This is a genomic window from Candidatus Methylomirabilis sp., assembly GCA_036000645.1.
GTDB lineage: Bacteria > Methylomirabilota > Methylomirabilia > Methylomirabilales > JACPAU01 > JACPAU01.
Map to the genome: position 1 here is coordinate 1 of DASYVA010000199.1, position 6,939 is coordinate 6,939.

Consider the following 6,939-nt stretch of genomic DNA (forward strand, 5'->3'; position numbering starts at 1 on the left):
GGCGTTGTGCCGGCCCACGTCCTCGGCCACGATGAGGAGCTTCTCGTCGTCGGCGAGCGCGGCGGCGTGGACCCCTCGCGTCTGCTGGTACAGGGTGGCGGCCTCGTACAGGAGGCGCATCAGGGGGAAGACCCTGTCGGGGTCCAGCGTCCGCTCCAGGAGGACCGGGGCGTGGTCCAGCAGGGTGTTCGAAAAGGTCACACCGCCGCTGCACCCGGAGGTGTAGATCTGGCGCTTCGGCGGCGTGAAGGAGCCCCGGAGCCGAATCTCGGCCAACCCCTCCTCCGGGTTGACTTCCAGGTGCGCGATGTCCTCCAGGCCGCGGATGATCCCCTCGAAGGCCAGGAACCCCAGCACCAGGCAATCCAGCTTGACCGGGGTGCTCATCAGGGTGGCCAGCTCGCGGCCATTCACCACGATGGTGAAGGGCTGCTCGCGGACCACCCCGACCTCCTCGGGGGTGAAATCCTTGCTCCTGTACCGGTAGATGATGGGCATGCGCGCCCCGGGGGACGTTCTCCTACGGACGGTCGCCGTCAGGCGCCCACAGTATATCTATCCGTTCTCCCCGGCGCAAGGCGCCGGCGGATTGACAGGGCCGGGGGTCGTTGCTAGGCTTCCGGCGCGTCGCCTGCGGGTCAGTCCCGCTTTGGGAACGAGGGATGGGCCGGCCATCGTCCTGCATCTCGGAAGGCGAGGGGTTGGAAGGGCCTGAGCTGGCCCGCGCGGCCGAGGGCCGCGCGCCCGTCATCGTCCGGTTCAGCGCCACGGAGCGGGCCTTCCACTGGAGCATCGCCCTCCCGACGCTCGTCCTCCTCCTGAGCGGCCTCTTCCTGCGCTTCGGCTGGCTCCAGGCGCTCATGCTGGGTTACGACCGGCGGGTCGGGCTACGCCTGCACCTGCTGGCGGGTGTGGCCGTCCTTCTCCTCCCCGTTCTGGTCGCGCTGCTCGGTGACCGTCGAGTCCTGCGTCGGACCGGCCGGGCCCTCGTACAGATGGACAGCGCCGACCGGCGCTTTCTCTGGGACCTGCCCCGCTGGCTCAGGAACGACCCGGATGCGGGGGGAGAGGTCGGCCAGTTCAACGGCGGGCAGAAACTGAACACCCTCGTGACCGGTCTCAGCCTTCTCCTCGCGACCGCGACGGGCCTCTTCCTCTGGATCTTCCCGCCCCGCTCGAGCCTAGGGGCTGCAGTCGCCTTCCTTCACGAGGTTACCACCTATATCCTGCTCCCGGTGGTGGCCGGACACCTCACCATGGCCCTGGTGCACCCGCGCACCCGGGAGTCCCTCCGGGGCATCCTGTTCGGGTTCGTAGATGCCGAGTGGGCCCGCCGCCACCATCCCCGCTGGTACCGGGACGTGGCGGGGAAGGCATCCGGACCGGACGAGGGGGCGGGGAAAACAAAACCCCGGAGGAACACTCCTTCCCCCGGGGTGTCGGTCGGCTCCTGCTGCGACGGGACCTAGCTCTCGAAGCTCGTCAGGGTCTTCCAGGCGGGGCGGAGGACCGTGAGCTGCTTCAGGTGCAGCCGTCCGCCCTCATCCACGACCTCCACTTTGACCTCGTCCCCGGCCTGCACCTCCTCCAGGGGGAGCGCCTCCTGGTTCTCCCCCAGGATCCGCGTGCCCTCACTGCAGCAGACGCGGCAGAACGTGACCTCCGTCTCCTTGAGCCGCAGCTCGCGCCCCTTGGCATCCACGGCCGTTACCATACCGTACACGGTGCGGAGGCCCATCATCCCTCACCCCTTTCTCTGCCCCCGGGACCCGGGGTGACCGCCGGACCCGGCTCTGGCTCCCCTGGCCGAACCGGGGCCATGCTGAACCCGCGTTCGGCCGCGATCAGTTCCAGGTGGGGGCTCCCCAGGTCCTCCAGCCAGGGAATCAATCCGAAGAAATCCTTGTTGTCAATCAGCTTCAGCGCCCGCCGGCACGCGCGACACGCCTCCAGCTGGCACCGCTTGTCCGCCTCGTCGAACAGCAGAATCAGCCGCTGGTGGTCCCGGTTCCCGCAGAACGGGCACTCCCCCCGGCGGAACCGCCACTGGCAGCCACACAATCCGCAGTGCAGGTAGCGGTGCGCGGTGGTGTCTTGCCCCCGGTGCTCCGCGGTGGCCGGAGGCGACCCGCACACCGGGCAGAGCCCCCGCGACCACTCGGCTTCCTCTGCCAGGGGCTGCAGGCGGGCCGCGACGGCCTCCAGGCTCGGGCGGAGGCTCGCCTGAAGCCAGAACGGGAGGAGGGCTTCCGGCAGCCCGTGGGCGTCGGTGAGGCGCGCCACCTCTTCCCCGCCCGCGAGCCAATCCTGGACGAGGTCTCGGAGGCCGCATTCCCCACTTTTCAGCGACTGCGCGACCGCACCCGCCGGCGCGCCTGCCCTGGCCTGCATCAGGGGCGCGAGGCGCCAGAAGAGCGCCTCCGTGGCCGCCCAGTCTACCGGCAGCGCTGCCGGTGCGGCGACGGGGGCTCCCTCCCGGAGCCGCCCAAGCGCCTCCGGCCCCGCCAGGGCCCCGACGTCAATCTCGGCGACCGTCTGGTGCTGGGCCTCCAGAACCTGTCCGTGGAAGCTCAGCAACTCTCCCAGGGGCGGCCGCCGCCGCTTCAATAATTCCAGGGCCCGGACGACGTTCTCCCAGGGGTACTCCCTCAGCATGCCCGGGCCCGCCGCCCCCTCACGCCGTCACCCCCAGGGCCTGCCCCGCGGCGAAGATCAGGAACTTCGTCAGGAACCCACCCAGCAGGATCAAGATGGCGGCTGCCGTGAGGGTCGCCCCCGCCGGTTGGCGGTATCCCCCGGGGAATCCATCGCGGAACTCCAGGATCAGGGGGACGGCCAACCCGAGGATCACGGCGCCGCCCCAGAACGGCAGCGCGTAGGACCCGCTGAGCAGGAGCTGGAGCGCTCGCGCGGTCTTTGGAGTGCCCCCCGATACGTTCCAGAGGTAGGCCGCGAGCACCACCGCCTGGAGGATCAGGCACCAGGTGTAGGTCCGCCGGAGCTTGGCGAGGGTCCGGGCCGGCCCTCCCTCCCGGAGCTGGAGGATCAGGGCCAGCGTCGCCCCTGCCCCGCTGGCGGCCACCACCAGGAAGAGCGCCCCGCCCAGCCGGCTATCCATCCAGAGGGGCTGAGCCGTCGCGGAGATCAACTGGCCGGTGTACGCCGCCAGGAAGAAGGCAAAGAGGCCCCCAAAGAGGCCCAGCGTCCGGCGGAGGCCGACGCTGTCCGGCCGCTCGTTCCAGCTCAGGTAGGCCCCGGCCGCCGCGAAGGCGCCGAAGATCCCCAGGCCCCATGCGCCCACGCTCATGGGGGAGTAGGGCTTGAAGTGGAATCCCAGGATGTTGATCGCCCCCTCCCCGATGGCCGTCGAGGGCTTGGGGACCCAGAGCATGTGGAAGAACCGCTGGGGCATTCCGAGGTCAACGATCAGGATGAGCGCGATGACGGGGGCGATGGCGAAGGCGAGGAGATAGCCGATCCGGACCATCCCCCGGTCTTCCGCCGACCCGAAGTTGTCGGCGATGGCGGCCAGGACGTAGGACGCCCCCGCGATCCCGCCCAGGAAGAAGTAGAGGTCAATCAGCCAGGGCCACTCGGGTGGCTGGGTCATCGGGTCTCCTCCCCTGCGAAAGCGGGGGCGTCCCCCCGCCGTCAGCCAACTGGCTGTTACCTGGACTGCCCGCGCTCGCGGAAGGCCACGACGGCGCCGATGGCCACGCCGACGGCCGAGAGGATGCTCCACCCGGAGTCCAGGGGGACCTTCCGCTGCGGGAGCGACACCGGCTTCGGGGGCAGGCCGTAGACCTCCGGCTTGTCCAGGAGGAGGAAGAAAGCGTTGAGCCCGCCCACCACGTCGTCATCCACGCCGTAGAGCTGGGCGTCCATCTCCCCCTGCTGGCGCAGGACCTCCAGCCGCTTGCGCGCCTTCTCCGCCAGCTCGTCACGGTACCCGAACTGGATGGACTCGGTCGGGCAGGTCTTCGCGCAGGCGGTGGGCATGCCCTCGTGGATCCGGTCGTTGCAGAAGGTACACTTGTTGACCCGCCCCGTCCCGGTGTTGAAGGAGATGACCCCGAAGGGGCAGGCCGAGACGCAGTACCGGCAGCCATTGCAGATGTCCTGGTTCACGTTGACCGTGCCGAACTCCGTCCGGTAGATGGCCCCGGTCGGGCAGGCCTCCAGGCAGCCGGCCTGCACGCAGTGCTTGCAGACGTCGGACATCAGGAGCCACTTCGGGTCTCCCTTGGCGTCCTTCTTCTCGACGAACCGGACGAGCCGCCAGGTCTTGTCGGTGAAGTGGGGGTGGTTCTGGTAGCTCCCGGTCCAGACCGGCTCCTCCCAGGTGAGCTGGTTCCACTGCTTGCACGCGACCTGGCAGGCCCGGCAGCCGATGCAGACTGAGGTGTCGGTGAACATCGCCAGGGCTCTGGCCATCGCTAGACCTCCCCCTTCCGGACGTCGCAGAGGAGCGCCTTGCTCTCCTGGATGAAGGTGGTGGGATCTCCCAGGCTGGCCACGAGGTCGTTGGTGATGTCGCCCTTGGAGCTCGGGATGGCTCCCTGGTAACCCCAGTGCCACGGGATGCCCACGTGGTGGACTTTCTTGCCGTTAATGATGAACGGCCGGAACCGGTCGGTGACCATGGCTCGGGCGCGGATCTTGCCGCGGGCGCTCAGGACGGTCACCATCTCCCCGTTCTGGATCCCCTTCTCGGTGGCCAGGTCGGGGCTCATCTCGATGAAGTGACCGACGAACAGCTCGGAGAGCCAGGGGACGTGGCGGGACATGCCGGCCGCGTGGTGCTCGGTCAGCCGGTAGGTGGTGAGCACGATCGGGAATTCCTCGGGCTTGCCGAGCCGGTTCTTGTCCCCGATATCCCACACCTTCGCCAACGGGTTCTTGTCCACCCGGGAGAGGAGGTTCTTGATCGGGGCCTCGTACGGCTCGTAGTGCTCCGGGAACGGTCCGTCGAGCACCACGCCAAAGAGGGCCCCCTTGCCGTCCGCCCGCATGATGAAGGCGTCCTGGCCGCTCAGCCCCTTGAAGGGCCCGTCGGCGAACTTCGGAGCGTCGGGGGGCAGGTCGGCCTTGAAGTCCGGCACGTCGTTGCCGACCCACTTCTTCTGGGCCGGATCCCACCAGATGACCTTGGTCTTCTCGCTCCAGGGGCGTCCGCGGGCGTCCGCCGAGGCTCGGTTGTAGAGGATCCGGCGGTTGGCCGGCCAGACAAAGCCCCAGTTGTGGGCCAGATAGTCGCCGGGCGCCGCCTTCTCCCGCCGCAGCGCCAGGTTCTTCCCCTCCTCCGGGTACACACCGCTGTAGATCCAATTCCCGCAGGCGGTGCTCCCGTCGTCGCGGCAGTCGCCGAACCCCTTGATGGGCTGACCCTTCTTGTAGACGACCTGGCCGTCCTTCATGATGTCCTGTGTGGCATACCCGTTGACCTCTTTCAGGACCAGCTCCATGGTCGGCTCGACCTTCTCCCCCTGGGGCTTGTAGTCCCACACCAGGTCCAGGATGGGCCGGTCTTTCTTCGCCTTGGAGCCGGCGTACAGCTGCTTCATGCGCAGCCCCAGGTCCACGATGAAGGCGGCATCCGACCGGGCGTCCCCGGGCGGCTCCACCGCCTTCACGTGCCACTGGAGCAGGCGCATGGTGTTGGTGAGGGAGCCGTCCTTCTCCGCTGCCGGGGCCGCCGGCAGGAAGAAGACCTCCACCTTGACCGCCTTTGGATCTGCAACCTCGGGCGCCTTCCAGACCGCCGCGGTCTCGGTCTCGAAGAGGTCGTGGACGACCATCCACTCCAGGTTCCGGAGGCCCTCCCGAGCCATCTTGGCGTTCGGGCTGTCCACCGCCGGGTTCTGTCCCATGACGATGAACCCCTTCACCTTGCCCTTCACCATCTCCACCAGCATGTGCTGGTGCGAGTAGTCGTCCTCGGTGGCCCGCTTCGGCAGGTAGTCGTAGGCGAAGTCGGTCTCCTTGGTCGCCGCGTCCCCGTACCAGGCCTTGAGCTGGCTGACCATGAACTTCCCCATGTTGGAGAAGTAGCCCGACCGGGGGTAGACCTTCTCGGCGAAGTCCTTGTAGGTCGGGTGGGGGTCCCGGAGCGGCATCGGCGGATAGCCAGGCAGCATGTGGTAGAGGGTGCCCATGTCCGTCGCGCCCTGGACGTTGCTGTGCCCGCGGAGCGCCACGACCCCGCCCCCCTTGATGCCGATGTTGCCCAGCAGGAGCTGGAGGATCGTGAGGGACCGGATCTGCTGGACGCCGTTGGTGGACTGGTTGAGCTGCAGGGCGTAGCTGATCGTGCCGGCCTTGTCCGGGGCGCCGGTGGAGCAGTACAGCTCGGCCACCTGGAGGAACTTCTCCTTGGGCAGGCCGCAGACCTTCTCCACCATCTCGGGGGTGTACCGGCTGTACTGCCGCTTGAAGTGCTGGAAGACTGTCTGGGGGTGCTGGAGGGTCGTGTCCTTCTTCGGGTTCCCGTTCTCGTCGAGCTGGTACCGCCAGGTCTTCCGGTCGTAGCTCCGCTTCGCCGGGTCGTAGCCGGTGAAGAGCCCGTCCAGCTCGGTGGCGTTCTTGAACTCCGGGTCGAGAAGGAACGCCGCGTTGGTGTGGAGCACCACGTAGTCGTGGTGGTACTTCCGCTTCTGGATCGCGTAGTTGATCAGCCCGCCGAAGAACACGATGTTCGTCCCGGACCGGATGGGGGCCCAGATATCGGCGGTGGCAGAGGTCCGGGTGAAGCGGGGATCCACATGGATGATCTTCGCCCCCCGCTCCTTCGCCTTCATGACCCACTTGTAGCTGACCGGGTGGCACTCGGCCCAGTTGGAGGTGGGCATGATGACGTCCGCGTACATGACGTCAATCAGGTTCGTGGTCATGGCCCCCCGGCCGTAGGTGACCCCCAGGGCCGGCACCGTGGCCGAGTGG

General features: G+C 68.2%; 7 protein-coding genes. 1 reads left to right on the forward strand and 6 read right to left on the reverse strand.

Features of this window, described 5'->3' with window-relative positions; all coding sequences use genetic code 11:
• The coding region (locus VGT06_11285; protein HEV8663705.1) for a formate dehydrogenase accessory sulfurtransferase FdhD at positions 1-498 on the reverse strand (498 nt) is incomplete at its 3' end.
• Between the two features lie 203 nt (positions 499-701).
• Between VGT06_11285 and VGT06_11290 the strand changes: the two genes are divergently transcribed.
• Positions 702-1,469: a cytochrome b/b6 domain-containing protein gene (locus tag VGT06_11290; protein HEV8663706.1), complete on the forward strand. Its 768-nt coding sequence runs from the start codon at positions 702-704 to the stop codon at positions 1,467-1,469.
• Here VGT06_11290 and VGT06_11295 read toward each other — a convergent pair.
• The 5 genes from VGT06_11295 to fdnG form a co-directional block, all read right to left on the reverse strand.
• On the reverse strand, positions 1,466-1,738 hold the full coding sequence (locus VGT06_11295; protein ID HEV8663707.1) for a hypothetical protein: 273 nt from the start codon (positions 1,736-1,738) through the stop codon (positions 1,466-1,468). The genes VGT06_11290 and VGT06_11295 overlap by 4 nt on opposite strands.
• Positions 1,738-2,655 (reverse strand): formate dehydrogenase accessory protein FdhE, encoded by a 918-nt coding sequence (locus tag VGT06_11300; protein ID HEV8663708.1) that lies wholly within the window; start codon positions 2,653-2,655, stop codon positions 1,738-1,740. The genes VGT06_11295 and VGT06_11300 overlap by 1 nt, the downstream gene beginning before the upstream one ends.
• 19 nt (positions 2,656-2,674) lie before the next feature.
• Positions 2,675-3,610 carry an NrfD/PsrC family molybdoenzyme membrane anchor subunit gene (nrfD, locus tag VGT06_11305; protein HEV8663709.1) on the reverse strand — a complete coding sequence of 312 codons (936 nt, stop codon included), beginning with the start codon at positions 3,608-3,610 and terminating at the stop codon, positions 2,675-2,677.
• A 56-nt stretch (positions 3,611-3,666) separates the two neighbouring features.
• Complete coding sequence (locus VGT06_11310; GenBank protein HEV8663710.1) at positions 3,667-4,434, reverse strand: 4Fe-4S dicluster domain-containing protein; 768 nt, start codon at positions 4,432-4,434, stop codon at positions 3,667-3,669.
• Between the two features lie 2 nt (positions 4,435-4,436).
• Positions 4,437-6,939, reverse strand: a 2,503-nt coding sequence (gene fdnG, locus VGT06_11315; protein ID HEV8663711.1) for a formate dehydrogenase-N subunit alpha, incomplete at its 5' end; no start/stop codon positions are given.

Bases quoted from the DNA above. Each gene is read 5' to 3' on its own strand.
- nrfD (HEV8663709.1), bottom strand. From the start codon at position 3,610: ATGACCCAGCCACCCGAGTGGCCCTGGCTGATTGACCTCTACTTCTTC.
- VGT06_11295 (HEV8663707.1), bottom strand. From the start codon at position 1,738: ATGGGCCTCCGCACCGTGTACGGTATGGTAACGGCCGTGGATGCCAAG.
- VGT06_11300 (HEV8663708.1), bottom strand. From the start codon at position 2,655: ATGCTGAGGGAGTACCCCTGGGAGAACGTCGTCCGGGCCCTGGAATTA.
- VGT06_11310 (HEV8663710.1), bottom strand. From the start codon at position 4,434: ATGGCCAGAGCCCTGGCGATGTTCACCGACACCTCAGTCTGCATCGGC.